This is a genomic window from Serratia sp. Je.1.23.a (genome assembly GCF_051129805.1).
Taxonomy (GTDB): domain Bacteria; phylum Pseudomonadota; class Gammaproteobacteria; order Enterobacterales; family Enterobacteriaceae; genus Serratia; species Serratia liquefaciens.
Genome location: NZ_JBCPSR010000001.1, coordinates 1473454 through 1499120, shown reverse-complemented (window position 1 = coordinate 1499120; position 25667 = coordinate 1473454). Strand labels below are relative to the sequence as shown.

24 protein-coding genes are annotated in these 25667 nt (G+C 56.6%); 15 read left to right on the top strand and 9 right to left on the bottom strand.

Going from position 1 to position 25667, the window contains the following annotated elements:
- Positions 1–3: 3 nt before the first annotated feature.
- The 8 genes from AAZT04_RS07270 (at position 4) to ydfG (ending at position 9200) form a co-directional block, all read left to right on the top strand.
- Positions 4–957, top strand: a complete 954-nt coding sequence (locus AAZT04_RS07270) for a carbohydrate kinase family protein (RefSeq protein WP_434679433.1) — start codon at positions 4–6, stop codon at positions 955–957.
- Positions 957–2036, top strand: a complete 1080-nt coding sequence (locus AAZT04_RS07265; protein WP_197820822.1) for an ABC transporter ATP-binding protein — start codon at positions 957–959, stop codon at positions 2034–2036. Before AAZT04_RS07270 ends, AAZT04_RS07265 begins: the two co-directional genes overlap by 1 nt.
- 93 nt (positions 2037–2129) lie before the next feature.
- Positions 2130–2651, top strand: a complete 522-nt coding sequence (fecI, locus tag AAZT04_RS07260; protein WP_041414539.1) for a ferric citrate uptake sigma factor FecI — start codon at positions 2130–2132, stop codon at positions 2649–2651.
- Positions 2651–3601: a ferric citrate uptake sigma factor regulator FecR gene (gene fecR / locus AAZT04_RS07255; RefSeq protein WP_129940546.1), complete on the top strand. Its 951-nt coding sequence runs from the start codon at positions 2651–2653 to the stop codon at positions 3599–3601. The genes fecI and fecR overlap by 1 nt, the downstream gene beginning before the upstream one ends.
- A 110-nt stretch (positions 3602–3711) precedes the next feature.
- A complete protein-coding gene (gene fecA / locus AAZT04_RS07250) occupies positions 3712–6042 on the top strand; it encodes a TonB-dependent Fe(3+) dicitrate receptor FecA (RefSeq protein WP_334647301.1) in 2331 nt (776 codons plus the stop codon).
- Between the two features lie 169 nt (positions 6043–6211).
- Positions 6212–7654: an MFS transporter gene (locus AAZT04_RS07245; protein ID WP_020826766.1), complete on the top strand. Its 1443-nt coding sequence runs from the start codon at positions 6212–6214 to the stop codon at positions 7652–7654.
- A 97-nt stretch (positions 7655–7751) separates the two neighbouring features.
- Positions 7752–8273 carry a GNAT family N-acetyltransferase gene (locus tag AAZT04_RS07240; RefSeq protein ID WP_041414537.1) on the top strand — a complete coding sequence of 174 codons (522 nt, stop codon included), beginning with the start codon at positions 7752–7754 and terminating at the stop codon, positions 8271–8273.
- Positions 8274–8450: 177 nt separating this feature from the next.
- Entirely contained in the window at positions 8451–9200 is a 750-nt protein-coding gene (ydfG, locus tag AAZT04_RS07235) for a bifunctional NADP-dependent 3-hydroxy acid dehydrogenase/3-hydroxypropionate dehydrogenase YdfG (RefSeq protein WP_044550842.1), read from the top strand.
- Between the two features lie 35 nt (positions 9201–9235).
- On the opposite strand, the gene AAZT04_RS07230 is transcribed toward ydfG, so the two are convergent.
- Entirely contained in the window at positions 9236–9562 is a 327-nt protein-coding gene (locus AAZT04_RS07230) for a YnfA family protein (RefSeq protein ID WP_434679428.1), read from the bottom strand.
- 148 nt (positions 9563–9710) lie between these two features.
- Here AAZT04_RS07230 and AAZT04_RS07225 point away from each other — a divergent pair, with 148 nt between their 5' ends.
- Together AAZT04_RS07225 and AAZT04_RS07220 are read left to right on the top strand one after the other, a co-directional pair.
- The gene (locus AAZT04_RS07225; protein ID WP_020826762.1) at positions 9711–10079 is read left to right on the top strand and encodes a DUF1283 family protein; all 369 of its coding nucleotides are present in this window, start codon (positions 9711–9713) and stop codon (positions 10077–10079) included.
- An 88-nt stretch (positions 10080–10167) separates the two neighbouring features.
- A complete protein-coding gene (locus AAZT04_RS07220) occupies positions 10168–10467 on the top strand; it encodes a DUF1161 domain-containing protein (RefSeq protein ID WP_020826761.1) in 300 nt (99 codons plus the stop codon).
- Between the two features lie 33 nt (positions 10468–10500).
- Here AAZT04_RS07220 and AAZT04_RS07215 read toward each other — a convergent pair whose 3' ends face one another.
- Positions 10501–11988, bottom strand: a complete 1488-nt coding sequence (locus AAZT04_RS07215; protein ID WP_434679426.1) for an MDR family MFS transporter — start codon at positions 11986–11988, stop codon at positions 10501–10503.
- A 274-nt stretch (positions 11989–12262) separates the two neighbouring features.
- On the opposite strand from AAZT04_RS07215, the gene clcB reads away from it, so the two are divergent.
- Positions 12263–13543: a voltage-gated ClC-type chloride channel ClcB gene (gene clcB / locus AAZT04_RS07210; RefSeq protein ID WP_434679424.1), complete on the top strand. Its 1281-nt coding sequence runs from the start codon at positions 12263–12265 to the stop codon at positions 13541–13543.
- Here the strand turns inward: clcB and bioD are convergent.
- From bioD to AAZT04_RS07195, 3 genes are all read right to left on the bottom strand, one after another.
- The gene (bioD, locus tag AAZT04_RS07205; RefSeq protein ID WP_020826758.1) at positions 13540–14211 is read right to left on the bottom strand and encodes a dethiobiotin synthase; all 672 of its coding nucleotides are present in this window, start codon (positions 14209–14211) and stop codon (positions 13540–13542) included. The two genes, clcB and bioD, sit on opposite strands and share 4 nt — an antisense overlap.
- Before the next feature lie 152 nt (positions 14212–14363).
- On the bottom strand, positions 14364–15581 hold the full coding sequence (gene mlc, locus AAZT04_RS07200; protein WP_434679422.1) for a sugar metabolism global transcriptional regulator Mlc: 1218 nt from the start codon (positions 15579–15581) through the stop codon (positions 14364–14366).
- Between the two features lie 159 nt (positions 15582–15740).
- Positions 15741–16631: a LysR family transcriptional regulator gene (locus tag AAZT04_RS07195; RefSeq protein ID WP_046373645.1), complete on the bottom strand. Its 891-nt coding sequence runs from the start codon at positions 16629–16631 to the stop codon at positions 15741–15743.
- A 129-nt stretch (positions 16632–16760) separates the two neighbouring features.
- Here AAZT04_RS07195 and AAZT04_RS07190 point away from each other — a divergent pair, with 129 nt between their 5' ends.
- Both AAZT04_RS07190 and tus read left to right on the top strand, forming a co-directional pair.
- The gene (locus tag AAZT04_RS07190) at positions 16761–18026 is read left to right on the top strand and encodes an MFS transporter (protein WP_207214215.1); all 1266 of its coding nucleotides are present in this window, start codon (positions 16761–16763) and stop codon (positions 18024–18026) included.
- Positions 18027–18171: 145 nt separating this feature from the next.
- Positions 18172–19110 carry a DNA replication terminus site-binding protein gene (gene tus, locus AAZT04_RS07185; protein WP_129982916.1) on the top strand — a complete coding sequence of 313 codons (939 nt, stop codon included), beginning with the start codon at positions 18172–18174 and terminating at the stop codon, positions 19108–19110.
- Here the strand turns inward: tus and AAZT04_RS07180 are convergent.
- From AAZT04_RS07180 to AAZT04_RS07165, 4 genes are all read right to left on the bottom strand, one after another.
- The gene (locus AAZT04_RS07180) at positions 19100–19468 is read right to left on the bottom strand and encodes a VOC family protein (protein WP_129982917.1); all 369 of its coding nucleotides are present in this window, start codon (positions 19466–19468) and stop codon (positions 19100–19102) included. The two genes, tus and AAZT04_RS07180, sit on opposite strands and share 11 nt — an antisense overlap.
- 89 nt (positions 19469–19557) lie before the next feature.
- Positions 19558–20247: a helix-turn-helix transcriptional regulator gene (locus AAZT04_RS07175; RefSeq protein WP_129982918.1), complete on the bottom strand. Its 690-nt coding sequence runs from the start codon at positions 20245–20247 to the stop codon at positions 19558–19560.
- A 58-nt stretch (positions 20248–20305) separates the two neighbouring features.
- Positions 20306–21703, bottom strand: coding sequence for a class II fumarate hydratase (fumC, locus tag AAZT04_RS07170; RefSeq protein ID WP_434679419.1), 1398 nt, complete (start codon positions 21701–21703; stop codon positions 20306–20308).
- A gap of 261 nt (positions 21704–21964) precedes the next feature.
- On the bottom strand, positions 21965–22297 hold the full coding sequence (locus AAZT04_RS07165) for a hypothetical protein (protein WP_434679417.1): 333 nt from the start codon (positions 22295–22297) through the stop codon (positions 21965–21967).
- A gap of 524 nt (positions 22298–22821) precedes the next feature.
- Between AAZT04_RS07165 and manA the strand changes: the two genes are divergently transcribed.
- Together manA and AAZT04_RS07155 are read left to right on the top strand one after the other, a co-directional pair.
- Complete coding sequence (gene manA / locus AAZT04_RS07160; RefSeq protein WP_128864961.1) at positions 22822–24000, top strand: mannose-6-phosphate isomerase; 1179 nt, start codon at positions 22822–22824, stop codon at positions 23998–24000.
- Between the two features lie 141 nt (positions 24001–24141).
- On the top strand, positions 24142–25641 hold the full coding sequence (locus AAZT04_RS07155; protein WP_262259038.1) for a YdgA family protein: 1500 nt from the start codon (positions 24142–24144) through the stop codon (positions 25639–25641).
- Positions 25642–25667 lie beyond the last annotated feature (26 nt).

Genomic DNA, 25667 nt, shown 5'->3' with positions numbered 1-25667 from the left:
GACATGATGAAGACCAACACCAAACCCACGCTGTACGTGGTGGGCAATATCAACGTCGATGTGATCATGAGCACCTTACAGCAATGGCCGCAGAAAGGAACTGAAGCGATGCTCGATCATAGTGAGCTGCGCCCCGGCGGTTCAGCAGGCAACTGCGCACTGGCGCTGGCAGCGCTGGAAACCCCTTACCGGCTGGTGGCCAATCAGGGCAATGACTATTTCAGTCCCTGGCTGGCGCAGCTGTTTCCGGACAGCTCGCCGTATTGGCCGATCTACAGCTGCGAAACTTCGCTGACTTTCGGCGTCACCCACCCCGACAATGAACGCACGTTTTTTAGCAATCAGGGGCATATTACCCGCCTCAGCCAGGACGATGTGCTGCATCAGATCCCGGTGTTGGCCGGCAGCGGCGACACCGTTTTGTTGTGCGGCACCTTCCTGTGCACCACCTTGTTGGCGGACTACCCGGCGTTGCTGAAGACCCTGCGCCAGCGCGGCTATCGCATTGCGGTTGATACCGGTTGGCCCCCACAGGGCTGGAGCGAACCATTACGCACACAAATCGCCGACTGGCTGCCGTTCTGCGATATTTTGCTGCTCAATGAAGTGGAAACCTGCGGCATGGCGGGCAGTGAGGATCTGTACACCGCCGCTCGCACCCTGAATCGTCAACAGCCTGCCGACGCCGCCTGCGTGGTGAAATGTGGTCCGGACGGTGCGCGCATGTGGTGCGGCGAACGGTTATTGCAGGCGGCGGCACATCCGATCAAGGTGGTCGACACCATTGGTGCCGGCGACAGTTTCAATGCCGGTTTCCTGACCGCCTGCCTGCATGGCCACTCGTCAGCAGTGGCGCTGCGCTGGGGTATTCGTGCTGCCAGCCACGCTATCAGCAGTTCACCGCGCCAATACCTGGACTGGAATACCCTGAAAACCTGCGCCGGAGAAATGGTCTGATGGCAAGTGTAGAACTGGTAAAAGTGGCCAAATACTATGGCAAACAGCGGGTATTGAACCCCCTGGATCTGGTGATCCCCGACGGCAGTTTTACCGTGCTGGTCGGCCCGTCAGGCTGCGGCAAGTCCACGCTGCTGCGCCTGTTGGCCGGGCTGGACAGCCTAACGGAGGGCACGATCCTGCTGGATAAAAAGAAGATCAACGATCTGGATCCTGCCGACCGCGACATCGCCATGGTGTTCCAGAGCTATGCGCTCTATCCGCACCTGACGGTGGCGGAAAACATGGCTTTTCACATGCGGGTGATGAAGGTAACCAAGGCTGAGCAGCAGGCCAAGGTTCAGCAAGCAGCGCGCATTTTGGCGATCGATCATCTTTTACAGCGCTATCCAAAAGAACTCTCCGGCGGCCAACGGCAGCGGGTAGCGATGGGCCGCGCCATGGTACGTAATCCCAAGGTATTTTTATTCGACGAACCGCTATCCAATCTCGATGCCCAACTGCGCATGGAGCTGCGTGCCGAGATCAAGGCCCTGCATCAGCAGTTCAAAACCACCACGGTGTATGTCACCCACGATCAGATTGAAGCCATGACGCTGGCGGACCAAATCGTGGTGATGAAAGATGGCAATATCGTGCAGCAAGGCAAACCGTTGGAGATCTACGACGCCCCCGCTGATACCTTTGTGGCGCGCTTTATCGGCTCACCGCCAATGAACCTGTTGGACGGCGTCGTCACGCCGCGCAACGACCGGCCTGGCGTCACCTGTGACGAACTCTGGCTGCCATTGCCCGCAAAATGGCAGCATGTTGTGGCAGGCAGCAAGGTGATCCTCGGGCTGCGTCCCCATGACTTCCACCTGGTCGACACCAGCGAGCAACCTGCCGCCCAACTGCGACTGATGGAGATCACCGGCGATGTCAGCCTGCTGCATATCAACTGGGGCGGTTATCGGCTGCACGTACAGTTCAACGGACGAATTAACGCACAAAGCGACCAGCCGCTGTGGTTAGCGCCCAACCGTGATGCGATCCACCTGTTCGATGCCGCGACGGGACTGCGCTTGAGTGAAAGTTGAAAGTTCGCGTGGCCAGGGATGGCGTCAAACTTGAAACGATAACCATTCTCAATTATCATCCGCGCATCTTTTTTGACCGGCAGCGCGGAACCCATGTCAGCCACAGCCCCTACTTCCTCAGATGCGCTTACACGCCTCTACGCAACCCATCACGGTTGGCTGCGGGGCTGGCTGCAACGTCGACTCGGTTGCGCTTTTGACGCCGACGACCTGGCACAGGACACCTTCATGCGGGTCCTGAAAAACGACTCCGCCGCCGCTATTCGCGAACCCAAAGATTTTTTGGTCACCCTCGCCAAGCGGGTGATGGTCGATTTCTTCCGCCGCAAAACGCTGGAGCGCGCTTATCTGGATATGCTGGCGCTGATGCCGGAGGCGCTGGCGCCCTCACCCGAACAGCGCCACAGCCTGCTTGAAAGTCTGCAACACATCGACAGCATGCTCGACGGGCTGGGGCCAAAGATCAAACAGGCCTTTTTGCTGTCGCAGCTCGAAGGACTGGGCTATGCCGAGATTGCACAACGCCTCGGCGTTTCGGTCAGTTCAGTAAAAAAATACATGGCCAAAGCCGCCGAGCACTGCCTGCTGTTCAGCCTGGAAACCGAATACCCGTAATGAGCCACACCCTCACCCCCGAGCAGCGCCAGGCGCTGAAAATGGCCGCCCAATGGTTTGCCCTGTTATGCGACGAAAACGTCACCGAGCACCAACGGCAACAGTGGCAGGCCTGGCACCAACAAAACGAAGATCACCGCTGGGCCTGGCAACGCGTTGAAGCACTGCAAAGTCAGTTGCAGGGCGTACCTGGAAAATTCAGCTATCGCACGCTCGACCAGGCCGGCCGCCAGTCCACGCTGGATCGCCGCACCCTGCTGAAAAGTCTGTTGCTGTTGCTGGGTGTCGGTTGGTTGGGCTTTCAGTCCCCGTTGGGCCGCGAGCTGCGCGCCGACTACCGTACCGCTACCGGTGAAATTAAACCCATCGTCCTCAGCGACGGCAGCCAGTTGGTACTCAATACCGCCAGCGCTGTCGATGTTCGCTACAGCGCTGAAAAACGGCTGATCCTGCTGCACAGCGGAGAAATCAGTTTGATTACCGGCCGCGACGACCGGCCGTTTTGGGTCGAAAGCCGGCAAGGTGCCATGCGCGCACTCGGCACCCATTTCCTGGTGCGAGAAAACGACGATCAAACGCAACTGACGGTGCTTGAACACGCCGTGGAAGCCCAACTGGCACAGTTCCCACAGGAAAAACGACGGGTTAACGCCGGGGAACAAATCAGCTTTAGCGCTGCGGCATTCGGCCAACAACAGGCAGCCGGCAACGGCGACAGCTGGACCCGCGGCGTGCTGAGCGTCAGTCAATGGCGGCTGGATCAGGTGCTTGCCGAACTGGCGCGTTACCGTCACGGCCGTTTGGATTGCGATCCTGCCATTGCCGGCCTACGCGTGAGCGGCAGTTTCCCCCTGAGGGAGCCCGATCGCGCACTCCTGCTGCTCAGCCAAACGCTGCCGATCCGGCTGCAAAGCTTTACCCGTTATTGGTTAAAAGTGGTCCCCGCCTGATTTATTTAAATGAAAATGATAAAAAATCTCATTCTTGATTGTCCCTTTTTCGTTTTCATCCGACTCCAGTTAAAACACTGCAGCAAAAAATAGAATAATCAGGAGAAGGTATGAACAATTTTTGGGGAAAACCGCTTCAACCACTGGCGGTCGCCGTGGGTCTGGCATTCGCTTCACCCTTGCTGGCAGCGCAGACAGCACCGGTTGCCGCTACCGCTTATCAGATCCCCGCAGGCGATCTGGATGGCGCGTTAAATGCCTTTGCCGCCCATGCCGGCATTGCGCTGTCCGTTGACGGAAGTTTGACCGCCGGCAAGCGTTCACCAGGGTTGAAAGGCAACTACGACGTTAATCAGGGGCTGAACGCACTGCTGGCAGGCAGCGGCTTGCAGGCCAAGGCGTTGGGGGCTAATGGCTTTACGCTGGTCAAACAGCCGACGGTGCAGCAAGAACAAGACATCACCGTGGTCGGTGACTGGCTGGCTGAAGGCCGTCAGATTGACGTATTCGAACACGCCGGCGCGCGTGACGTGGTGCGCCGAGAAGAGTTTGCCAAAACCGGCGCCACCACCTTGCGAGAAGCGCTGAATCGCGTGCCGGGCGTGGTTGCTCCGGAAAATAACGGCACCGGCAGCCACGATATGGCACTCAATTTCGGCATTCGTGGTTTGAACCCGCGCCTGGCCAGCCGTTCGACGGTGCTGATGGACGGCATTCCGGTGCCCTTTGCCCCTTATGGTCAACCACAGCTGTCGCTAGCACCGGTATCCCTTGGCAATATGGATGCAGTAGACGTGGTCCGCGGCGGCGGTGCCGTACGTTACGGGCCGCAAAGCGTCGGTGGCGTAGTGAACTTTGTCACCAAGGCCATCCCGAAAACCTTCGGCATGGAAGCCGGCATGCAGGGCCAACTTAGCCCGACCTCCCGTCAGGATCACCCCAAAGGCACCGGCAACCTGATGATCGGTGGTACCGCCGACAACGGCTTTGGCAGCGCGTTGCTTTATTCCGGCACCCGCGGCAGCGACTGGCGCGAACACAGTTCGACCAAAATCGACGACGTGATGTTGAAAAGCCGCTATGCGCCAAACGAGGTGCACACCTTTAATAGCTTATTGCAATATTACGAAGGCCAGGCCGATATGCCGGGTGGATTAAGCCGGGCGGATTACAACGCCAATCCATTCCAGTCTACGCGTCCTTATGACAAATTCTGGGGCCGTCGCCAGTTGGCCAACTTCGGCTATCAATATCAGCCGGATCAGCAACACAAATTCGACGTGCAGAGTTTCTATACCTATACCCTGCGCAGCGGCTATCTCGATCAGGGCAAGAACCTGACGCTTTCGCCACGCGAATATTGGGTACGCGGCGTGGAGCCACGCTACAGCCAAAGCTTCCGCTGGGGCCAGTCGGCGCATGAAGTCGGCGTAGGTTATCGCTACGTCAGCGAATCGACCCATGAGCTACGCTACTACAGCAAGGCCAGCAGCGGCGTATTACCTTCAACCAGCAGTCCTTACGATCGCGATACTCAGTCCGGCACTGACGCCCACGCCTTTTACATTGATGACCGCATAGATATCGGCGATTGGACCATCACGCCGGGCATGCGCTATGAGCATATCTCTTCCTATCAGAATAATTACATCAAGAATAATCGCCTCGACGTCAGCTACAACGCCCCGCTGCCTGCGCTGAATGTCATGTATCATCTGAACGAATATTGGAACCTGTACGCCAATACCGAAGGCTCGTTCGGCACGGTGCAATACAGCCAGATGGGTAAAGCGGTCGACAGCGGCAATATCGAACCGGAAAAAGCGCGAACCTGGGAACTGGGCACCCGCTATGAAGGCGATGCGCTGCAAAGTGAGATTGGCCTGTTCCTGATCAACTTCAATAATCAGTATGATTCGAACCAGGTCACCGACAGCGTCACCGCACGTGGCAAAACTCGACACGCCGGGCTGGAGGGCAACCTGCGTTACGATCTGTCGCAGTTGACTCCCAAACTGGACGACGTGACGGTTTACGCCAGCTATGCCTATGTCAACGCCACCATCCGTGAGGAAGGCGCCTACAAAGGCAACCAGGTGCCGTTCTCACCGAAGCATAAAGGTACGCTGGGGCTGGATTACACGCCGGGCAGTTGGACGTTCAACCTCAACAGTGAATTCCAGTCCAGCCAGTTCGCCGACAATGCAAACACCGTGGCGGAAAGTGCCGATGGCAGTACCGGCCGCATTCCTGGCTATATGCTGTGGGGCCTGCGCGCCGCCTATGATTTTGGACCGGAAATGGCCGGACTGAATCTGGGCCTCGGGGTTAAAAACCTGTTTGACCATGAATATTTCACCCGCGCTTACGACGATAACAACAAGGGGCTATACATCGGTCAGCCACGAACTCTGTATTTGCAAGGTTCGGTGAAGTTCTGATTTCCCTGTGCGGGCGCAAGCGCTGCGCCCGCTAATTATCACCCGCTCAACCTCTTTTTAACCTCGGCGCAATGCGTTATCCTCAAAAACTCTTCCGGCGTTAACATTTTTGAAACGGGGTTTCTGTCATGTCCGCATCCTGTCCGCGCTTCGTCCGGCGTGCTTTGCCATGAGTTTCTTTTCACGCGCCACTGCGCTGCCACTGCTGGTGGCGGGTGCTTTTTTTATGGAAAACCTCGACGGGACAGTGATCGTCACCGCCATGCCGCAGATGGCGGCGGCTTTCGGCGTGCGACCGGTGGACATGAACATCGGTATTTCGGCCTATATTCTGACGCTGACGGTATTTATTCCTGCCAGCGGCTGGATTGCCAACCGCTTTGGCGCGCGCAATATCTTCGCGGCGGCAGTGCTGATTTTTACCCTGGCATCGGTGCTCTGTGCCGCCAGCGTTAACCTGCCGACGTTTACTGCTGCCCGAATTCTGCAGGGCTTCGGCGGAGCGTTGATGGTGCCGGTCGGGCGCCTGGTGGTGCTGCGCAATACCGCCAAACCCGATTTAATCAAAGCCATCGCCACCATTACCTGGCCGGGCCTGGTGGCCCCGATCCTCGGTCCGCCGGTCGGGGGATTTATTACCACTTACGCCTCGTGGCACTGGATTTTTATTCTGAACGTGCCGCTGGGCATCGCCGCACTGTGGCTGGCCTGGCGACTGATTCCTCAGGAAGCGCCGCAGAAAGGCGTTCCCTTTGACGCACTCGGCTTCGTGCTGACCGGCATTGCCTGCTTCGGCCTGATGTTCGGTTTGGATCTGATCAACCATCCGCAATTGTCCTGGCTGGTACCCGCGTTGTGCATTTTTGGCAGCCTGGCACTGGGTGCACTGGCGGTTCGCCATGCCAAGCGTACGGCACATCCTTTAATCAACCTGTGGGCGATGCGGATAAAAAGTTACGCCGTCACGATTTGGGGCGGTACGCTGTTCCGTATCGCCATCGGTGCCGTGCCCTTCTTGCTGCCGCTATTGTTCCAGATTGGGTTTGGCCTTAACGCCTTCGATGCCGGGCTGTTGGTGCTGGCGGTGTTCGCCGGCAACCTGGTGATGAAGCCCTTTACCTCGGCGGTGCTGTACCGTTTTCGTTTCCGTACTACGCTGGTGGTGAACGGTTTGCTCAATGCCGCTACCATTTTCGCCTGCGCGTTGTTGACGCCGCAGACGCCGACCTGGCTGATTTTGGGGCTGCTGTTCGTCAGTGGACTGACGCGCTCCATGCAGTTCACTGCGCTCAACACGTTAGCGTTTTCCGAAGTGCCGCAGCCGCAAATGAACGGCGCCAATACGTTGTTTAATGTCTCGCAGCAAATGGGCAGCGGGCTGGGTATCGCCATCGGCGCGTTGGCACTGCGCCTGGCGGAAATGCTGATGCCGCAGTCCACAGCGCGCATTCCATTGGTCGATTTCCAACTGGCGTTTGTGGTCATCGGCGTTATCGCGCTGCTGGCGGTGATTGACAGCTTTACCCTGGATCCGAACGCCGGCAGTGAGGTACGCCAGCGAAAACCGGCGGCCGAACCTTTGCCGCTCTCGCCTCAGCGATTGCAGAAATAAGTCGCATCTGTCGCCAATCAACGTAATATCGATGATCCGCCCCGTTTCACCGGTGCGGATTTTTTGCCGTTTTGGCCTGAAAAGCGAGGTAATAATAATGATCCACAGTGACCTTTCTCAGTGCCGCGTGAACACCGACCGGTTGTTGATTGCCCCTTTTACCGCAGCAGATGCCGACGATGTTTACCAGGCGATTACCCCTACACTGACGCGCTTTATGAATTTTGAGCCTGAAGAGTCGCCGGAGGCCTTCGCCAACGTTTGGCAAACCTGGCTGCCGCTGATCCGTGAAGGTGAGGAGCTGATTTTCGTCGCTCGCCTGCGCGACAGCAAAGAGTTTGTCGGCATGGGCGGCCTGCATGACTTGCACAACACCACCCCGGAGCTGGGTATCTGGGTAAAAGAGAGCCTGCACGGTAACGGCTACGGCCGCGAAATCGTTCATGCCATGGCGGTGTGGGCCAGCGAGCGCTACCGGCCGCGTCACTTTATCTATCCGGTGGCAGAACAAAACACCCCCAGCCGACGCATCGCCGAATCTCTGGGCGGCGTAGTGGCAGGCCGACGCGAAAATACCAAATATGACTGCGTGGTGTACCACGTACCGCCTCAGCTGTAGCTGCATTGCAGAACGGGCACTTTCTGCCCGGCTTGTATAACCCTCTGACCAAAAAACCGCCCGTCTGGCAGCAGCGATGGCGGTTTTTTTATGTCGACGCCGATAACCACTGCCACTTAAACCGGGATTATGCTAATGCTATTAGCATGTGGTTAAAAACAGTTGAGGAACAGTAGCATGATCATTTTTGTCACGGGCGCCACCTCAGGGTTTGGTGAGTCCATCACACGACGTTTTATCCGCGAAGGCCATCAGGTAATCGCCTCCGGCCGCCGTATTGAACGTCTGGAAGAGTTGAAAGACGAATTGGGCGAGGCGCTGCATATCGTCCGTCTGGACGTACGTAATCGCGCGGCAATTCAGCAGGTGATTGATGAGCTGCCTGCGGCACTGCGCCAGATTGACGTGCTGGTGAACAACGCCGGTCTGGCGTTAGGTTTGGAGCCTGCGCACAAGGCCAACGCCGATGATTGGGAAACCATGATCGACACCAATGCCAAAGGCCTGGTGAACATGACCCGCGCCCTGCTGCCGGCAATGGTTGAACGCAACGTCGGCCATGTGATCAATATCGGCTCCGTTGCTGCCAACTGGCCCTATGCCGGCGGTAACGTCTACGGCGCGACCAAGGCCTTCGTCAAGCAATTCAGCCTCGGCCTGCGCGCCGACCTGCACGGCACCCGCATCCGCGTAACCGACATTGAGCCAGGCCTGGTGGGCGGAACGGAATTCTCTAACGTGCGCTTCAAAGGCGATGACGGCAAGGTGGATAAGGTCTACGACGGCGCCAATGCGTTGACGCCGGAAGATATTGCCGAGTCGGTGTTCTGGGTGGCGACTCTGCCGGCCCACGTTAACATCAACTCGCTGGAGATCATGCCGGTCAGCCAATCCTTTGCCGGATTGAATATCCACCGCGAAGCGTGATTTTATGCGGCAGGGCCAGCCCCTGCCGCCGCTTGTCAGGCCGCTCGCCAGCCCGAAAAAATAATCAGCATCCCCGCCAACGCCACCCCGGCGCCCAGCCAGTCCAACGCCGACAGTTTCACCCCATCAACCACCCGCAGCCACAACAGTGCCGTCGCAACGTAGACTCCGCCATACGCCGCATATACACGCCCGCTGGCTGCAGGATGCAGCGTCAATAACCAAACAAACAGCATCAGGCTGGCCGCCGCCGGCAGCAGCAGCCAGGCGCTGGCGCCCTTTTTCAACCACAGATAAGGTAAGAAACAGCCGACGATCTCTGCCAGCGCGGTGGCGAAAAATAACAGGGTGGTCTTTAACATGGGGAAAGCTTTCTCTCTGTAAAGTAAACGATGTGGCGCTTAATTGGTGCACTCCAAGAGCAGGATGGTATATTTATCAGCACGCCCGAGGGCGCGTTAAAGCCAGTGCTGCCGCTATCAGGCAACACTAACTCATAAGGATGAAACGATGAAAACACTTTCTACTCAACGACTGCTGCGCGGGATGCTGCCGGTCGCCATGCTGATGCTGATGGGCGCCTGGCAGGCACCGGCACTGGCCGCCAGTTGCACTCAGGGCAGCACCTGCGTGACCGTCGACGGCAGTAACAGCGGCGCCATGAGTACCGAAGCGGCTCGTCAGAGCAAAGAACAGTTCAACGACACCAAATCTCTGCGCCATAAGGTCAACACCCGCGTGGAGAAAGAGTTCGACAAGGTAGACAAGGCGATTGATAACGAAGACCGCTGCAACGACAGCCTGAACGTTAATGCATATTGGGAACCCAATACTCGCAAGTGTCTGGATCGTCAGACCGGTCGTCAGATTAATCCTTAATCTTGCGGCAGCACGCGGCGGCCGTTACTCTCCGCCGCCGTTGCTGCTATTCTGACTAAGGAAGCCCATTCTCAAAAAGGACGAATTGATGAAAAAAGCGCTTATCTTGGGTGCAGTGCTGATGGCCGCAGCCCCCCTGGCCGCCCTGGCCTCGTGCGAGAGCGTGAAGGCGGACATTTCGCAGAAAATTATCAACAACGGCGTGCCGGAATCCGGCTTCAAGCTGGATATCGTGCCTAACGATCAGGCCCAACAGGCCGGCGGGCTGGTGGTTGGCCACTGCGAGAACGACACCCAAAAGATTGTATATACTCGCCTGAGCAACGGCGACGACAGCGGTGATGCGGCCCAGACCGGCACCAGTCAAGATACCAAAACCGCACAGTAATTCTGATCCAGGGCGCTATCAGCGCCCTTTCCTTTAGGCTTGTTCCGCCTCTTCTCCCTCACCCTGCGGCCGATGCCGGGCGGGGATCAACATCGCAGCCGCCAATGCCAACAGTGAAATGATAGCGGAGACCAAAAATACCCAATGCAGTGAGGCGGCAACCTGCTGCGTCATCTCTGCCAGCATTTCCGACCCCATTGCGCCACGCGTAGCCGGCTCCATCAACTGTTGGACCGGATCGGTCGTTTGCGGCAGACGCACCTGAAGGTTAATGTTCAGTGTGGCCCCCAAAATCGCGGTACCGATCGCCGAGCCCATCATGCGGGTAAACACCGTGCAAGCAGTGGCGATGCCACGGATGCTGTGGTGCGCGGCGTTCTGCACCGAAACCAAAAACGTGGTGTTGCACAGCCCCATACCGGCACCGATCATAAAGGCGGCCACTCTGCCCCACAGCAAACCACCGCTCGGTTGCATCAGCAATAAGATCAGCCCACCGGCCACCAGCAACAGCGCGCCCAGCAGCGCCGTCGTACGGTAGGACGTCATCAGCATCAGCCGCCCGCTGAAGGTGCTGGCCAGCGGCCAACCAATCGACATCAGCGCCAGCGTGGTACCGGCTTCCAGCGGTGTCCCGCCCATCACGCCCTGAATAAAGGTCGGCAGGAAAGCGCTAATCCCCATCATCGCCGCACCAATCACCAGTCCGCCAATATTGCCGGCCACAATCACCCGGCTTTGCCACAGCGCCAGTGGGAACAATGGCTCCGGCGCACGGCGCTCCTGTCGAACCAACAACATCAGCGCAACGGCCGCCAAGCCCAACAGGGGCAGCACCCACCACCCGAGGTTTTCGGCCTGCAGCAGCGATAACAACAGCGCCGAAACAAACAGCGTCAGCCAGGCAGTGCCCGCCAGATCCAACGCATGCTTACGTAGCTGTTGGTGAGAAGGCAAATAGCGGCCAAGGAAAAACATCGCCAACAGGCCAATGGGTAAATTAACCCAGAACACCAACGCCCAAGGCAGATGCTGGACGATAAACGCGCCCAGTAGCGGGCCAACGATCGCCGAAACACCCCAGACGCTGGACAGATAGCCCATTACCTTCGGCCGTTCGGTGGCGCTGTAAACATCGCCGATGATGGTGGTGGCTATCGGCATAATCGCCCCGGCCCCCAGGCCCTGCAGCAGCCGAAAACCGATCAGCCAGTACATATTGGGTGAGAAGCCGCACAGTACCGAACCCAGCAAAAACAGCGTGGCGCCAAAGAAAAATACCCGTTTGCGCCCGAGGAAGTCCGCCAGCCGGCCATAAATCGGAATAGTAATGGCCTGCGCCAACAAATACACCGCAAACACCCAGCCCAGTAGAGAAAACCCGCCCAGATCGCCGATAATTGTGGGCATCGCCGTGGCGACAATCGTCGCCTCAATGGCTGACATAAACATCGCCAACATGCAGGCAATCAGGATCAACGGACGATGAGGGAGTGGCGCTGAGGCTTCGTTATTTGTCATAGCGTGATTACAAACCTTGGATTCTCATTTTCATCCCATTATATCAGCCCGACGAGTCGCTGCCGTTACCGCTGTCTAGTTAGCTGTTTTCGCTGGCGAAAAACGCACCATTTGAACTTCAAGTGACATCGTCACAAAAATCAGGGTAAATCCCTGCCATCCCGCTAAACCATGAACCCTCCGCCAATTCTGCAAAGATTCACTGGCCTTCGGCTGACACGCCAAGCACAATACTCCGCTGAACCTTTCATTTTTCTCCTGATTTTACTGACGCATGAAACGATGGGTCCACCTGCACCACTATCGCGCCCTGCTGCGCCGCCTGTTTATTGCCATCTTTCTTGGTATAGCCGCCGCGTTGGTGGTTTGGCTGTTTCACCGTGCGATGCTGGGCCTGGAATGGCTGTTGCTCGACCATGAGAGCGGCAGCCTTGTCGCTGCCGCCTCCGCGTTGCGGGCCTGGCGAAGGGCGCTGACCCCGGCGTTAGGCGGCCTGGCGGCGGGCACGCTGCTGTGGGTTTACCAGCGCTATCAACATCAACGACAGATAGCGCCAACCGATTATATGGAAGCGATCGAAACCGGCGACGGGCGGCTGGACGTCAGTGCCAGCCTGGTGAAATGCCTGGCTTCGCTGCTGGTGGTCTCCAGCGGCAGCGCCATCGGTCGCGAAGGTGCGATGATCCTGTTGGCCGCGCTGGTAGGTTCAGTGTTTGCTCAACGCTTCACCCACGAGAAAGAATGGAAACTGTGGGTCGCCTGCGCCGCGGCTGCCGGGATGGCCAGCGCCTACCACGCCCCGCTGGCAGGCAGCCTGTTTATTGCGGAAATCCTGTTTGGCACGCTGATGCTGGCCTCGCTGGGCCCGGTGGTGATTGCCGCCGTTTGCGCACTGCTGATGACCAACTTGCTTAACGGTGGCCAGGCGCCGTTGTATCTGGTTGAGCCTCTGCCCGCCCCCTGGCCGGTGCAATATCTGCTGATGGCGCTACTGGGCGTATTGGCCGGCATTTGCGGCCCGCTATTTTTATGGGCGATGCAGGCCACCGGCCATGCTTTCCGTTCGCTGCGCCTGAAGCCCCCTTTGCAATTGGCGCTCGGCGGCTTGATCGTGGGGTTGCTTTCGCTGCTGTTTCCTGAGGTGTGGGGCAATGGCTACAGCGTGGTGCAGTCACTGCTCAGTGCGCCGCCCGGCGTATTGCTGGTTGGCGCCATTCTGATTTGTAAACTGTTGGCGGTGCTCGCCAGCAGCGGTTCCGGAGCGCCCGGCGGCGTATTCACGCCAACGCTGTTTGTCGGGGCCGCCCTGGGTTCGGTGGTTGGGCAACTGTGCGCCACCTGGCCGGAACTGGGCAGCGCGGTGCCGCTGCTGATGGCGCTGACCGGTATGGCCACGCTGCTGGCCGCAACCACCCACGCGCCGATCATGGCTGCGTTGATGGTGTTCGAAATGACCGGTGAATACACCCTGCTGCCGGGCATTTTGCTGGCCTGCGTGATCGCCACTACCGTTTCACGCGGTTTGCGCTCGGTGTCGGTCTATCACAACGCCTAGCGGTTCAGCAGCGGTGAGATATCCAGGTAATGTGCCAATTCACGCTGCTCAGCCCGCGGCAGATAAGGAATTTCACCCAGCAACGGCGCAGGAATGCGCTGCTGCAACGCGTCGATGGTTTCGGCATAGTGCGCCAGCCCCGGGTTAATGCGGTTAGCCACCCAGCCCAGCAAAGGTAAGCCGTCATTAATGATCGACTGAGCCGTTAACAACGCATGGCTGACACAGCCCAATTTAATCCCCACCACTAAAACTACCGGCAACTGCTCCTGCACCACCCATTCGGCATAAGGCCGCATGTCGTTCATCAGCACGCGCCAACCGCCACTGCCCTCGACCACCACGGTATCGGCCTTGGCGGATAAATGCTGCAGTCCGCTGCTCATCACACCATAGTTGATATCGTCGGTAGGTTGCGCGTGAAACACTTCTTCCAGACAGGTGATGGGATTAATTTCCTGATATGACAGCGGCAGAGTTGAAGAGGCCTGCAGAACCAAAGCGTCTTTATTGCGAAGGCCTTCACTGGTTTCCTGACAGCGTGCAGCAACCGGCTTGTAGCCGGCCACTGAGCGGCCCTGTGCGGCAAAGGCCTGCAACAAAGCGCGAGAAACCACGGTTTTACCGACATCGGTATCCGTTCCTGTTACAAATAAACGCGTTAACATGACTTAATTGCCCCGAGATACACCGTTAACCAAAATATCGCCGGGTTTACGGCGAAAGAGTAGAACGGGGAAAAGTCTAGAGGATGCCGACAGGCACGGGCTTGAGGTAGCGCAACATTTTGGCGTTAAACGATAAGTATTCCTGATTGGTGTTAGCCTTGCAGTAACTGAACCAATAGCGAACCGTTGTATAACGCTTCTTTCACCAAAGCCGCACCGGGCATGGTGCCTTTGTTGAAGAACTGGGTGGACTCCACCTTAATATGCTCGCTGTAAGCCGGCAGAGATTGCTGACGAATGCAGGAGGCAATGGCCGGGTGCAGAATTTCCGCCGCGCGGTTTAGCGGGGAGCCGACCAGGATTTTTTCCGGATTGAACAGGTTGACCATGATAGCCAGGATACGGCCTACGCTATGGCCCACGCCAAGAATGATATCTTTGGCCAGTTGGTCGCCTGCCAGCGCCGCATCACACAGCGATTCGACCGTCAGCGGCATGCCGTGCAGGCTGGAACTCATCGAGGTCCCGAGCCGCGTGCGGGCGATTTCCAACATATTTTCAATACTGGCTACGGTTTCCAGGCAGCCGTGGTTACCGCAGTAACAGCGTTTGCCGTAAGGGTCGACCTGGGTATGACCAATCTCTACCACGCTGCGGCTACCGGCATGCAGCACCCGACCACCGGTGATGACGCCAGCGCCGACGTTATGATCGATCACCACCTGAATGACGTTTTGACTGCCGCGTGAAGCGCCGTATAAGGCTTCGGCCATGGTCCAGGCGCTGATGTCGTGCTGCAGATACACCGGCAGACCGGTGCGCGTTTCCAACGCCGGCCCCAAGGGCATATCTTCCACGTCGTAAAACGGCATGCGATGCACCACGCCGGAAATCGCATCCACCATCCCCGGTAAGGTAATGGCAATGGCCGTCAACCGCTCCAGTTTGCTTTGATGGCGGATAAAGAACTGATCGACTTCGGTCAGAATGCGTTTCAGCAGCGGATCGGGGTGTTTGGCGGCCAGGGGGAGGATTTCCTCAACTACCAGCTTGCTGCTGATATCACGCAGCGCCAGCGTGATGGTGCCACGGCTGATGCGGGCGGAAAGGTAATGCCAGGCTTCGGTGTCCAGCACCAGACCCACCGCCGGGCGGCCGCGGCTGCCCACTTCCTGATATTCGGTTTCTTTAACCAGATGGGCTTCCAACAGCTCCCGCACGATTTTGGTGATGCTGGCGGGCGCCAGCTGTGCTCGCTTTGACAGTTCGATGCGCGAAATTGGGCCCAGTTGATCGATTAACCGATAAACTGCCCCTGCATTTGTTTGCTTGATTTGATCAATATGCCCAGGCTGCCCAACAGCAATCACAAACCTGCTCCTACTATTTTTCGCGCTTCTAAATAAAGACTATCGGCTATGGTGGGGCTTTTGGAATACAGCGTCAACTATTTGATTCGTTATGTGATTTGCTGCACAAATTCACCCTGCTTTCGCTACGGATTGTGTTTTATTTACCCAGTTGCTCCGTCAGGGCAACAGTAACGCCATCAAGGATTTTGCCGCCGCCGTCAACGGCCGTTGACGATGGTGCACCAGCCACACTTCAGTCATCGCCTCCGGCTCCGCGAGCGGCAAATATTGTACTCCGTCGATTTTAACCCGGGCGAAAGACGCCGGAAGTATAGAGATACCCAGGCCAGAAGACACCAGGCCAATGATGGTCATCGCCTCGCCAACTTCCTGAGTGATATAGGGCGTGATCCCCGCCTTGGCCAGCAGCGACAAAATTTCGTCATGCAACGCGGTTCCCACCTCACGCGAGAAAAACACAAAGGGTTCTTCCGCCAGATGCTGGAAACGCAAGGTACCGGAAGCCACCTGGGTTAGCGGATGCCCTTCAGGCACCACTGCCACCAGGGGCTCGCACAGTAAAAGTTGATGTTTCAACACGTCCGGCAAGCGGGTGTTACGCATCACGCCCAGATCGAGCTCGCCATTGAGCAAGGGCTCGATCTGCTGCTTAGTGTTCACTTCTCGCATCTTGATGTGCACCTGCGGGTGTTGCTGACGGAAAGCCCGCAGGCTGCGCGACACTACGCTGATAAAGGGTGCCGAAGAGGTGAAACCAATGGTCAGTTCGCCAAGTTCGCCGCGTTCCAATCGCGCTGCCTTTTCCGCCGCACGACTGACCTGATCGAGCACCTGATAGGCTTCTTTCAGGAACATCTCCCCCGCCTGAGTCAGGCTGACATTGCGGTTATTCCGCGCCAAAAGGCGAGCGCCAACCATTTCCTCCAGCGCCTGGATTTGTTGGCTGAGCGGCGGTTGTGAAATACGCAGCCGCTCCGCTGCACGGCCAAAATGCAACTCTTCCGCCACGGCGATAAAATAACGCAGATGCCTCAACTCAATATTCATACTTTAAACGTCTTAATTTTAATTATTAATATATTAGACAAAAAACTGCCCTCTCCCTATCATTTTGTTAACTCATCAAGTGCTGTGTAAGGAAAGACTGTGACAACCCCTGTGCGTTCTGCGGCCGGTATGCCGTCGACGCTGGCCGCTAACGACGACGCGGCTGCTGCGCCAAAAACCCAACGTTCCACTCTTAACAAACTTCCCTACATCGAGCGCGGTACGCCACAGTTTATGCGCGTCACCCTGGCGCTGTTTTCCGCCGGGCTTGCTACCTTCGCCTTGCTGTATTGCGTGCAACCGATTCTGCCGGTTTTGTCGCAAGACTTTGGCATATCCCCGGCGGAAAGCAGCCTGTCGCTGTCGGTGTCTACCGGATTGCTGGCCCTGGGCCTGATGTTTACCGGCCCGCTGTCTGACGCCATCGGCCGTAAACCGGTGATGGTTGTGGCGCTGCTGCTGGCGGCAATTTGTACCCTGATTTGCGCCTTTATGACCAGTTGGCAAGGCATTCTGCTAATGCGTGCGCTGATCGGGCTTTCCCTGAGCGGAGTCGCCGCCGTTGGCATGACCTATTTGAGCGAAGAGATCCACCCCAGTTTTGTCGCTTTTTCCATGGGGCTGTATATCAGCGGGAATTCCATCGGCGGCATGAGCGGCCGATTGGTGACCGGGGTGCTGACCGACTTCTTCTCCTGGCGCGTGTCACTGGCGGTGATCGGGCTATTCGCTCTGGCCGCCGCCTGCATGTTCTGGCGTATTTTGCCCGCTTCAAAACATTTTCGCGCCAGTTCGTTGCGCCCACGTACCCTGCTGATCAACTTCCGTCTGCACTGGCACGATAAAGGCCTGCCGCTGCTGTTTGCCGAAGGTTTTCTTTTGATGGGCAGCTTTGTCACCATGTTCAACTATATTGGTTACCGCCTGCTGGCTGATCCTTACCACCTGAGCCAGGCGATTGTCGGCCTGTTGTCGGTGGTCTATCTGACCGGTTCATACAGTTCGCCGAAGGCCGGTGCCATGACGTCCCGCTTCGGCCGCGGGCCAGTGTTATTGGCTTCGACCCTGATTATGCTGATCGGGATACTGATTACTGCCCTGGCCCCGGTCGCGGTGATTTTTATCGGCATGATGCTGTTCACCGCCGGTTTCTTTGCCGCCCATTCGGTTGCCAGCAGTTGGATCGGACGTCGCGCCCGCCGCGCCAAAGGACAAGCATCCTCGCTTTATTTATTCTGCTATTACGTTGGCTCCAGCGTCGCCGGGGCCCTCGGCGGTGTTTTCTGGCACAGCTTCGGTTGGAATGGCGTCGTGGCATTTATCAGCGTGATGTTGCTACTCGCCCTGCTAGTCGTGCATTACCTGAAAAAACTGCCGGAAGCAGCTCGCGTTTAACCCCCCCTGTACCCACGGGTGCGGGGGGCCTTAACCCCTCTGGTTAGCCTGGACCACTCAGTGTCTCATTCCTCACCTTAGCCGATGCTGCCCTTCCGTTTGTTGTTCCCTTAATGTATGTTGTAACTAAAATGAGAGGTGCCAGATGGATAAATACGATTTAATTGGCAGGATGAATGGTTGTTTTAACCAACTGGAACAGGCGCTGACAGCCCTCCACCAGCAGGTATTACCGTTACGTTTGTTAGCCGGCAGGGTGTTCAGCCTGCCGGAAATCGAGAAAGGCAAAGAGCATGCGACGGTAGAACAGATTGCCGTCGAGCAGCATGTCGGCCAGGCCGCACGCGACCTGGCGCTGGAGCATTATCAGCGGTTATTTATCCATCACAATAAACACACCGTCAGCAGCAAAGCGGCGGTACGCCTGCCCGGCGTTATTTGCCTGGCGGTAGAGCAGCCGGAATACCTGCAGATCCAGACGCAAATTGGCCTGATAAACCGGCTGAAGGCCGAGCTGGAACAGATTATTACCGTCGATTCCGGCCTGGCGCCGGAGCAACGCTTTGACTTCGTTCATACTCATCTGCACGGCCTGATTACCCTTAGCGCCTACCGTAGTTTGACCGTTGTGACGGATCCGGACTCGGTGCGTTTCGGTTGGGCCAACAAGCATATTATCAAGAACGTAAAGCGCGACGATATTCTGGTGCAACTGGAAAAGAGCCTGAAAGCCGGCCGAGCGGTACCGCCACATAACCGTGAACAGTGGGCAGAACTGGTCAGCCGTGAAATCGATGATGTCAGTCGCCTGCCCCAGCATGCGGCGCTGAAAATCAAGCGGCCAGTGAAAGTACAACCCATTGCGCGGGTATGGTATCAGCCGCAGCAAAAACAGGTGCAGCACCCCTGCCCGTTGCCGCTGATTGCACTATGCCAGGTGGAACATGGCGCCCAGGTGCCGAAGATTGGCGAGTTGCTCAATTACGACGCGGCGACGGTCAAACATAAATATAAGCCGGACGCCAAGCCGTTGAGGTTGCTGATCAAACGGCTCCACCTGTATACCGACGCCCCTACTCGCTGAGGCTGTAAACCCGCAGACGGTGGCCGTCAGGATCGCTGGCGACGAAGCTATGACCGAAGTCCAGCGTCACCGGCGGCTGAATGATATTCAGCCCCCGATCGCGCCACTGCTGATAAAGCGCGTCCACCTGCTGCGGCAATTCGCACAGAAAACCGAGTTCCCCACCGCCACCGGTCACCGTCGTGCTCGGTTGCACGGTATGCTTCGACCACATCGCCAATTTGAGGCCGTTACTCAACACAAACAGCGCAAAAGTGGGCGAAAGCTCCACCGGCTCCAGCCCCAGTAACTGACGGTAGAAATCGGCACTTTTGCCCGGGTTATCAACATAAAGAAGAGTCATATTCGGGGTTGTCATCACATTAACCTTTGGGTGAGGGAACCGGCTGGCTCCCGAGACCTTAAGACTAAGCGCCCCTACTGACAGTTTTTGGCAGCAGTGTGGGATTACTGCGTAGGGATGCCCTGCGATTGATGCCACTCTTTCATCAGCAGGCGGCGTCCTCGTGGATAGCGTTGCGCCAGCGGCGTAGCCAACCGGATACGATCGAGACGAAAATGGCGGAATGACTGACGCAGTTCGCACCAGGCCACCAGCATCCTCGCCTGCTCAAAATAACCGAGGGCAAAAGGCCAGAGGATACGCTCGCTTTCATTGCCGTCGTTATCGCAGTAATGCACCTCGAGCTTGCGTTCCTGGCGAATGACTTCGCGGATCAACGCCAGGGTTTCGTCCGCCACCTTGATCAAATCCAAGGGGCCAATCAACAACGTGCTGGCCTCTAGCTCGTCGCGTAATGCTGCAGGCAGCACGTCGGCAATTTTTACCAGGGCATTATTGGCCGCTTCGGCTAACTGACTGTCACCCCGGCGGCCTACCCAGCGCATGCCCAACACCAGCGCTTCAATTTCCTGCTGTGAGAACATCATCGGCGGCAGCATAAACCCCGGCCGCAGTACATATCCCACGCCCGCCTCCCCAACAATCTCGGCTCCCTGCTGCTGCAAGGTGGCAATATCGCGATACAGCGTGCGCATGCTGATATTCATTTCCTGCGCCAATGCGTGGCCGGCAACCGGGTAGCGATGCCGTCGCAAGATTTGCATCAGCTCGAGTAGACGCTCGGTGCGTGACATGCATTTTCTCCATAAAAAAGGCTTACCTCAGTAAGCCTTTTACAAGCCGAGCAATCAATTACTTCTTCATACTGCCAACCATGTCTTCCGGACGTACCCACAGGTCGAACTGTTCTTCGGTCAGGTAGCCCAGCTTCAGCGCGGAGGCTTTAAGCGTCAGGCCTTCCTTATGCGCTTTCTTGGCAATTTCGGCCGCCTTGTCATAGCCGATATGCGTGTTCAGCGCGGTAACCAGCATCAGCGACTCATTCAGCAACTGGCTGATACGATCGCGATTAGGTTCAATGCCCACAGCACAATGCTCATTAAAGCCCTGCATGCCGTCAGCCAGCAGGCGGATCGACTGCAGATAGTTGTGGATCACCATAGGCCGGAACACGTTTAGCTCAAAGTTACCGGAGGCGCCACCAATATTGACCGCCACATCATTACCCAGCACCTGAGCACACAGCATGGTCATCGCTTCACACTGGGTTGGGTTGACCTTGCCCGGCATAATGGAACTGCCCGGCTCGTTTTCGGGGATCGCGATCTCGCCAATGCCGCAACGTGGGCCAGAAGATAGCCAGCGCACGTCATTGGCAATTTTCATCAGCGAAGCCGCCAGCCCTTTCAACGCGCCGTGGCCGTGCACCAGTGCATCGCAGGTAGCCAGCGCTTCAAATTTGTTAGGGGCGGTGACAAACGGCTGCCGGGTCAGATCAGCCAAAGCCTTGGCTACGCGAACCGCGTATTCCGGATGAGTATTCAAACCGGTGCCCACAGCGGTGCCGCCCAGCGCCAGTTCGCAAATATGTGGAATGCTGGCTTCAATATGCTGCAGGTTGTGCGCCAACATCGCCGCCCAGCCGGAAATCTCCTGCCCCAGCGTCAGCGGCGTGGCATCCTGTAAATGGGTGCGGCCAATTTTGACGATATCGCGATAGGCTTCCGCTTTGTCGCTCAGCGTTTTATACAGTACTTTCAGCTCGGGGATCAGGTGTTCGCGCACGGCGATCACCGCCGCCACGTGCATCGCAGTCGGAAACACGTCGTTGGAACTTTGGCTCTTGTTAACGTCGTCGTTCGGATGGACTCGCCGCTCTTCCCCACGCACGCCACCCAATAGCTCGCTGGCGCGGTTGGCCAGCACTTCATTCATATTCATGTTGGTCTGGGTACCGGAGCCGGTTTGCCAGATAGACAGCGGGAACTCGTTCGTATGCTGGTCCGCCAGCACTTCATCGGCGGCGCTGATAATGGCGTTGGCCCGCTCCGCAGGCAGCAGCCCCAGGTCCATGTTGACGCTGGCAGCGGCGCGTTTGGTCAATGCCAGCGCATGAATCAACGCGGTCGGCATCTTTTCGGAAGAAATGCGGAAGTGCTCCAGGGAACGCTGCGTTTGTGCGCCCCATAGCCGGTCGGCCGGCACTTCGATGGGTCCCATAGAGTCTTTTTCAATACGAACGGCTGCCATCACTATCTCCTTAGTACAATTCCTAAAAATGTACGATTACGCCAGCGCGCGCGAGGCCGCCGGCACACCCATCCAGTATAGTGACATAATAACTATTCGCATTAAGAGAGTTGCCTCACAGCATTTTTCCTCCATTGTCATGGTTATTGTGCGGGTTTTATTTTCTGGCAACACGTCCTTGCCTTTTTCATCGACCAATTGAATATTAACAATAGAAAAAGCGCCGTCTGGCGCTCTCTTTATTAATTTCTGACGAAGGAATTAATGGTGATGTTGATTATAAGCATTAATTCTTTGGTCCTGCAGATGGTTGATTTCATCGTAGGCATCCTGGCGTTCATTATGGCGGTAAATGCCCACCCCCAACGCACCGGCCGCGGCGGCAACCGGGTGGGCGACCGGTGCTGAAGTTACTACGGGCGCAGCGGTCACTACCACCGGCGCCGGCGCAACAACCACTGGGCGCGGTACGACTACCACCGGGCGTGGTGCGATCACCACCGGATGGACACCGTATCCATATGCATGAGTGACCACCACAGCCGCATGTGCACCGAAAGTACACATCATCAGAACCAGCAAGATTTTTTTCATTAGCGTCTCAACGTTAGGAATAATCAGAAGGTCGTTTTATTGACATGCACTGTATAGCGGCACTATTGCCTAATTTAAGCCATTTGTGTGGTTGGCGATAAAAACGGAATAATTATGATGATAGGGATATTCAGCAGGTAATAATTTACGTCAAAAAACACAGATTGAAATATAACGAATAAAAGGAACCCAAATTGGATTTATTTTTGAACTTATGACCGTTTTGAATTTAATATTTCTGCTATGTGCTCTCTCGCAAGCGAACGTGGCGTTTTTTTGAGCGACCATTGCCGGTATTCAACGACATCTGGAGGGTGACAGAGATTGTTATCTCGTTATACTTTACCCACCTTGAACTGCGGCTCGGCGTAACGCCTTTTCACCCCCACGACGACGCCACTTGTTTGATCGCGCACCACTTTTTCGCCCTCCTTCGGGTGTAGGATAAGACGCACCAAATTTGTTTGTTTTACAGTCAGCTACTTACCGTCACCTGGCGGCGAATGCAAAGGATGTTTATCAAAATGCAAAAAATGACCAACGCAGTGCAAAACTATGCATGGGGCAGCCACGACGCGTTAACCCAGCTGTATGGCATTGCCAACCCACAAGGGCTGCCGATGGCGGAACTGTGGATGGGGGCTCACCCGAAGAGCAGCTCTCGCGTAGCCGGTACCGACGGTAATTTGCGCTCGCTGCGCGATGTTATTGATGAAGATCAGCCTAAGCAGCTGGGTGCCGAAGTCGCACGTCGTTTCGGCGAGCTGCCGTTCTTGTTCAAAGTGCTGTGCGCCGATCAGCCGTTGTCGATTCAGGTGCATCCAAGCAAATCCGCCGCCGTAGCGGGCTTTGCCAAAGAGAACGCGGCCGGCATTCCGTTGGATGCTGCCGAGCGTAATTACAAGGATCCCAATCATAAGCCGGAACTTGTATTTGCCCTGACGCCTTTCCTGGCGATGAATGGCTTCCGCGAACTGTCCGACATTGTTTCCCTGCTGCAGCCGATCGCCGGTGCACACCACGATATCGCCGCCTTCCTGCAGCAACCTGATGTCAGCCATCTGTCCGCTCTGTTTGCCAGCCTGCTGGCGATGAGCGGCGAGCAGAAATCGCTGGCGCTGGGGGTGTTGAAAGCCGCGTTGAATAACCAACAGGGGGAAACCTGGGACACGGTGCGCTTCATTGCCGGTTTCTATCCGGATGACAGCGGCCTGTTCTCGCCGCTGCTGCTGAACGTGGTGCAGTTGCAACCTGGCGAAGCGATGTTCCTGTATGCCGAAACACCACACGCTTACCTGAAAGGGGTGGCGTTGGAAGTGATGGCCAACTCGGACAACGTGCTGCGCGCCGGTCTGACACCAAAATTCATCGACATCCCGGAACTGCTGGCCAACCTGCAGTTCCGCCCGCAACCAGCCTCAGGGCTGCTGACCCAGCCGCAAAAGCGCGGTGACGAACTGTTCTTCCCGATCCCGGTAGAGGATTTCGCCTTCTCGCTGCACGATCTTTCCGCCGCTCCACAGGCATTGGCGCAAGATAGCGCGGCAATTGTTTTCTGCGTTGAGGGTGAAGCGGTACTGAGTAAACAGGATCAGCAACTGGTGCTTAAGCCCGGTGAATCCTGCTTCATCGGCGCTTTCGAATCGCCGGTCAGCGTTAGCGGCACCGGTCGAATCGCGCGTGTTTATAATCTGTTGGCGTAAACACTCGGTAAATTTCCGCAAATTAGTTGCTGAAAGAGTAGCTTACCTTCACAATTAAACGCCTGCGGGCGTTTTTTTGTTGGCCCAAATTTGCCCATCCATCTGCGAGAGACAGATGGCTTAATAAGGATGAACAGAACTATGAAAAAATCGTTAGTCGCTGTTAGCGTCATTGTGGTTCTTGGCGCGGCATGGACCGGGGCTTCCTGGTACACCGGCAAACTGATCGAACAACGGATGGGTGAAGTGGTTGATAACGCCAACAGCCAGCTGAAAGCCTATCTGCCGAAAGCCGGCGTTAAACTGGGTTATGAAAATTACCAACGCGGTATTTTCAGCAGTAAAATTCGCTATGTTCTGCGCGCCGACGGCAGCGTCACTACCGACGACGCTCCGCTGAAGCCGGGTGACGAAGTGGCGTTCCAGGAAACCATCGACCATGGTCCGTTCCCGTTTGCTCAATTGAAAAAATTCAACCTGCTGCCAAGCATGGCGTCAGTGCATACCGAACTGGAAAACACCCCGGCGACCAAAGGCCTGTTTGATATCACCAAGGGCAAGTCGCTGTTCACCGCGGAGTCGCGTATTTCCTACAGTGGCGACACCTCCTCCGCCATTGACGTGATCCCGCTGGATTATCAAAAAGACAAGTCGGCGCTGAAATTCGGCGGTGCGACCATTAATGCCGATGTGTCACGCGACATGAAAGCCATCACTCTGGACGCCAACAGCGACAGCGCGGTGATCAGCGGCCCGAACCAGTTTGGTCAGACCGAACAGGTTCAGTTGCTGGGTGTATCACTGAAGAGCCAGACCCATGCCGGGCAGTTCGATCTCAGCCTGGGTAATCAGAACCTGGTGTTGAAACAGATTAAGGTTGCCGTTGACGGTAAAGACACCCTGTTGTTGGACGGCTTTAAGCTGGCGAGCCAATTTGGCGAAAAAGACAGTAACCTGAACGGTCAAATTGATTACACCATCGATTCGCTGAAGGTGCAGAACAGCGACTTCGGCTCCGGCAAGCTGTTGCTGAAAATCGACAAACTGGATGCCAAATCACTGAAAGAGTTCGCCGACCGTTACAACCAGCAGGCGATGGCCATGCTGCAACAGGCGCAAACTATGGATCCGGTGGCTTACCAACAGCAGACCACCGACATCTTGCTGCAGAACCTGCCGCTGCTGTTGAAGGGCAATCCGTCCATCAGCATCGCGCCACTGAGCTGGAAAAACAGCAAGGGTGAAAGCACCTTTACGTTGAATCTGGATCTGACCGATCCAGCGCAGGCCGGCTCCCCGGCAGAATCTCCGGACCAGTTGATTGCTCGCTCGGTGAAAAAGATCGACGCCAACCTGAGTATTCCGGTAGCGATGGCGACGGAAACCACTTCGCAAACGGCCTTACTGCAAGGCTACAGTGCCGAAGAGTCGCAAAAACTGGCGAAACAACAGGTGCAAGGGTTAGCAGCCATGGGCCAGATGTTCAAACTGACCACCCTGAAAGAGGGTGTGATCGGCAGTAGCTTCCACTACGCTGATAACCAGGTTGATCTGAACGGCAACAAAATGTCGCTGCAGGAATTCATCGGCATGTTTGGCCTGTTGGGCGCCCCTGCGGAAGACAGCGCACCGGCACAATAAACGCAAATTTACACCCAGGGGTTCGG

Bases quoted from the DNA above. Each gene is read 5' to 3' on its own strand.
- AAZT04_RS07180 (WP_129982917.1), bottom strand. From the start codon at position 19,468: ATGACAACCCCGAATATGACTCTTCTTTATGTTGATAACCCGGGCAAA.
- AAZT04_RS07240 (WP_041414537.1), top strand. From the start codon at position 7,752: ATGATCCACAGTGACCTTTCTCAGTGCCGCGTGAACACCGACCGGTTG.
- fecI (WP_041414539.1), top strand. From the start codon at position 2,130: ATGTCAGCCACAGCCCCTACTTCCTCAGATGCGCTTACACGCCTCTAC.
- AAZT04_RS07155 (WP_262259038.1), top strand. From the start codon at position 24,142: ATGAAAAAATCGTTAGTCGCTGTTAGCGTCATTGTGGTTCTTGGCGCG.
- AAZT04_RS07270 (WP_434679433.1), top strand. From the start codon at position 4: ATGATGAAGACCAACACCAAACCCACGCTGTACGTGGTGGGCAATATC.
- AAZT04_RS07220 (WP_020826761.1), top strand. From the start codon at position 10,168: ATGAAAAAAGCGCTTATCTTGGGTGCAGTGCTGATGGCCGCAGCCCCC.
- fecR (WP_129940546.1), top strand. From the start codon at position 2,651: ATGAGCCACACCCTCACCCCCGAGCAGCGCCAGGCGCTGAAAATGGCC.
- AAZT04_RS07165 (WP_434679417.1), bottom strand. From the start codon at position 22,297: ATGAAAAAAATCTTGCTGGTTCTGATGATGTGTACTTTCGGTGCACAT.
- manA (WP_128864961.1), top strand. From the start codon at position 22,822: ATGCAAAAAATGACCAACGCAGTGCAAAACTATGCATGGGGCAGCCAC.
- ydfG (WP_044550842.1), top strand. From the start codon at position 8,451: ATGATCATTTTTGTCACGGGCGCCACCTCAGGGTTTGGTGAGTCCATC.
- clcB (WP_434679424.1), top strand. From the start codon at position 12,263: ATGAAACGATGGGTCCACCTGCACCACTATCGCGCCCTGCTGCGCCGC.
- AAZT04_RS07225 (WP_020826762.1), top strand. From the start codon at position 9,711: ATGAAAACACTTTCTACTCAACGACTGCTGCGCGGGATGCTGCCGGTC.
- AAZT04_RS07245 (WP_020826766.1), top strand. From the start codon at position 6,212: ATGAGTTTCTTTTCACGCGCCACTGCGCTGCCACTGCTGGTGGCGGGT.
- AAZT04_RS07195 (WP_046373645.1), bottom strand. From the start codon at position 16,631: ATGAATATTGAGTTGAGGCATCTGCGTTATTTTATCGCCGTGGCGGAA.
- tus (WP_129982916.1), top strand. From the start codon at position 18,172: ATGGATAAATACGATTTAATTGGCAGGATGAATGGTTGTTTTAACCAA.
- bioD (WP_020826758.1), bottom strand. From the start codon at position 14,211: ATGTTAACGCGTTTATTTGTAACAGGAACGGATACCGATGTCGGTAAA.
- fecA (WP_334647301.1), top strand. From the start codon at position 3,712: ATGAACAATTTTTGGGGAAAACCGCTTCAACCACTGGCGGTCGCCGTG.
- AAZT04_RS07230 (WP_434679428.1), bottom strand. From the start codon at position 9,562: ATGTTAAAGACCACCCTGTTATTTTTCGCCACCGCGCTGGCAGAGATC.
- AAZT04_RS07265 (WP_197820822.1), top strand. From the start codon at position 957: ATGGCAAGTGTAGAACTGGTAAAAGTGGCCAAATACTATGGCAAACAG.
- AAZT04_RS07215 (WP_434679426.1), bottom strand. From the start codon at position 11,988: ATGACAAATAACGAAGCCTCAGCGCCACTCCCTCATCGTCCGTTGATC.
- AAZT04_RS07190 (WP_207214215.1), top strand. From the start codon at position 16,761: ATGCCGTCGACGCTGGCCGCTAACGACGACGCGGCTGCTGCGCCAAAA.
- fumC (WP_434679419.1), bottom strand. From the start codon at position 21,703: ATGGCAGCCGTTCGTATTGAAAAAGACTCTATGGGACCCATCGAAGTG.
- AAZT04_RS07175 (WP_129982918.1), bottom strand. From the start codon at position 20,247: ATGTCACGCACCGAGCGTCTACTCGAGCTGATGCAAATCTTGCGACGG.